This window comes from Providencia alcalifaciens DSM 30120 (assembly GCF_000173415.1).
Taxonomy (GTDB): domain Bacteria; phylum Pseudomonadota; class Gammaproteobacteria; order Enterobacterales; family Enterobacteriaceae; genus Providencia; species Providencia alcalifaciens.
This window is the reverse complement of sequence record NZ_ABXW01000039.1, coordinates 1-3,126: the sequence shown is the minus strand read 5'-3', so window position 1 is coordinate 3,126 and position 3,126 is coordinate 1. Positions and strand designations below refer to the sequence as shown.

1 rRNA gene is annotated in these 3,126 nt (G+C 51.0%); it reads left to right on the top strand.

Annotation, left to right across the window (positions count from 1 at the left end):
* The first annotated feature begins 171 nt into the window (after positions 1 to 171).
* Positions 172 to 3,077 (top strand): 23S ribosomal RNA (locus PROVALCAL_RS06530).
* Positions 3,078 to 3,126 lie beyond the last annotated feature (49 nt).

Below are 3,126 nucleotides of genomic sequence, written 5' to 3'. Positions count from 1 at the left end.
AATTATGCTCTTTAACAATCTGGAACAAGCTGAAAATTGAAAACAACGCACATTGTTTATCGCTTAAACAATGTGAGAGTCTCTCAAAAATCTCAACTTGAAGATGTTGTCCACAGACACGAAGCCGTCGGGTTTCTTGTCGACTGACATAAAGACACCTTCGGGTTGTGAGGTTAAGCGACTAAGCGTACACGGTGGATGCCTAGGCAATCAGAGGCGATGAAGGACGTGCTAATCTGCGATAAGCGTCGGTAAGGTGATATGAACCGTTATAACCGACGATTTCCGAATGGGGAAACCCAGTGCAATTCGTTGCACTATCGTTTGATGAATACATAGTCAAACGAGGCGAACCGAGGGAACTGAAACATCTCAGTACCTCGAGGAAAAGAAATCAACCGAGATTCCCCTAGTAGCGGCGAGCGAACGGGGAGCAGCCCAGAGTCTTAATCAGCATTAGCATCAGGAGAACGGTCTGGAAAGGCCGGCAGTAAAGGGTGATAGCCCCGTATCCGAAGGTGTTAGTGTTGTGAACTCGACGAGTAGGGCGGGACACGTGTTATCCTGTCTGAATATGGGGGGACCATCCTCCAAGGCTAAATACTCCTGATTGACCGATAGTGAACCAGTACCGTGAGGGAAAGGCGAAAAGAACCCCGGCGAGGGGAGTGAAATAGAACCTGAAACCGTGTACGTACAAGCAGTGGGAGCACCCTTGTGGTGTGACTGCGTACCTTTTGTATAATGGGTCAGCGACTTATATTCTGTAGCAAGGTTAACCGTATAGGGGAGCCGTAGGGAAACCGAGTCTTAACTGGGCGAATGAGTTGCAGGGTATAGACCCGAAACCCGGTGATCTAGCCATGGGCAGGTTGAAGGTTGGGTAACACTAACTGGAGGACCGAACCGACTAATGTTGAAAAATTAGCGGATGACTTGTGGCTGGGGGTGAAAGGCCAATCAAACCGGGAGATAGCTGGTTCTCCCCGAAAGCTATTTAGGTAGCGCCTCGTGAACTCATCTTCGGGGGTAGAGCACTGTTTCGACTAGGGGGTCATCCCGACTTACCAACTCGATGCAAACTACGAATACCGAAGAATGTTATCACGGGAGACACACGGCGGGTGCTAACGTTCGTCGTGAAGAGGGAAACAACCCAGACCGCCAGCTAAGGTCCCAAAGTCATAGTTAAGTGGGAAACGAAGTGGGAAGGCTCAGACAGCCAGGATGTTGGCTTAGAAGCAGCCATCATTTAAAGAAAGCGTAATAGCTCACTGGTCGAGTCGGCCTGCGCGGAAGATGTAACGGGGCTAAACTATGCACCGAAGCTGCGGCAGCGATATGTAAATATTGTTGGGTAGGGGAGCGTTCTGTAAGCCTGTGAAGGTGTACTGTGAGGTATGCTGGAGGTATCAGAAGTGCGAATGCTGACATAAGTAACGATAATGCGGGTGAAAAACCCGCACGCCGGAAGACCAAGGGTTCCTGTCCAACGTTAATCGGGGCAGGGTGAGTCGACCCCTAAGGCGAGGCAGAAATGCGTAGTCGATGGGCAACGGGTTAATATTCCCGTACTGGTGATAATTGCGATGGGGGGACGGAGAAGGTTAGGCTGGCCGGGCGACGGTTGTCCCGGTTTAAGGATGTAGGCAGGTGAATTAGGCAAATCCGGTTCACTATATGCTGAGGTCTGATGACGAGTCACTACGGTGGCGAAGTAGCTGATACCCTGCTTCCAGGAAAAGCCTCTAAGCTCTAGATTATCATTAATCGTACCCCAAACCGACACAGGTGGTCAGGTAGAGAATACTCAGGCGCTTGAGAGAACTCGGGTGAAGGAACTAGGCAAAATGGTGCCGTAACTTCGGGAGAAGGCACGCTGGCATTAGGTGAAGTCCCTTGCGGATGGAGCTGAAGCCAGTCGCAGATACCAGCTGGCTGCAACTGTTTATTAAAAACACAGCACTGTGCAAACACGAAAGTGGACGTATACGGTGTGACGCCTGCCCGGTGCTGGAAGGTTAATTGATGGGGTTATCCGTAAGGAGAAGCTCTTGATCGAAGCCCCAGTAAACGGCGGCCGTAACTATAACGGTCCTAAGGTAGCGAAATTCCTTGTCGGGTAAGTTCCGACCTGCACGAATGGCGTAATGATGGCCAGGCTGTCTCCACCCGAGACTCAGTGAAATTGAACTCGCTGTGAAGATGCAGTGTACCCGCGGCAAGACGGAAAGACCCCGTGAACCTTTACTATAGCTTGACACTGAACATTGAGCCTTGATGTGTAGGATAGGTGGGAGGCTTTGAAGCGTGGACGCCAGTCTGCGTGGAGCCAACCTTGAAATACCACCCTTTAATGTTTGATGTTCTAACGTTGCCCCATTATCTGGGGTGCGGACAGTGTCTGGTGGGTAGTTTGACTGGGGCGGTCTCCTCCCAAAGAGTAACGGAGGAGCACGAAGGTTGGCTAAGCATGGTCGGACATCATGCGGTTAGTGCAAAGGCATAAGCCAGCTTGACTGCGAGAGTGACGGCTCGAGCAGGTACGAAAGTAGGTCTTAGTGATCCGGTGGTTCTGAATGGAAGGGCCATCGCTCAACGGATAAAAGGTACTCCGGGGATAACAGGCTGATACCGCCCAAGAGTTCATATCGACGGCGGTGTTTGGCACCTCGATGTCGGCTCATCACATCCTGGGGCTGAAGTAGGTCCCAAGGGTACGGCTGTTCGCCGTTTAAAGTGGTACGCGAGCTGGGTTTAGAACGTCGTGAGACAGTTCGGTCCCTATCTGCCGTGGGCGTTGGAAGATTGAAAGGGGCTGCTCCTAGTACGAGAGGACCGGAGTGGACGCACCACTGGTGTTCGGGTTGTCATGCCAATGGCATTGCCCGGTAGCTAAGTGCGGAAAAGATAACCGCTGAAAGCATCTAAGCGGGAAACTTGCCTTGAGATGAGTCTTCCCTGACTCTTTAAGGGTCCTAAAGGAACGTTTAAGACTAAGACGTTGATAGGTTGGGTGTGTAAGCGTAGCGATACGTTGAGCTAACCAATACTAATGAACCGTGAGGCTTAACCTGACAACACCGAAGGTGTTTTAGAGAGATAGAGTTGATTTTCGACGAGAGT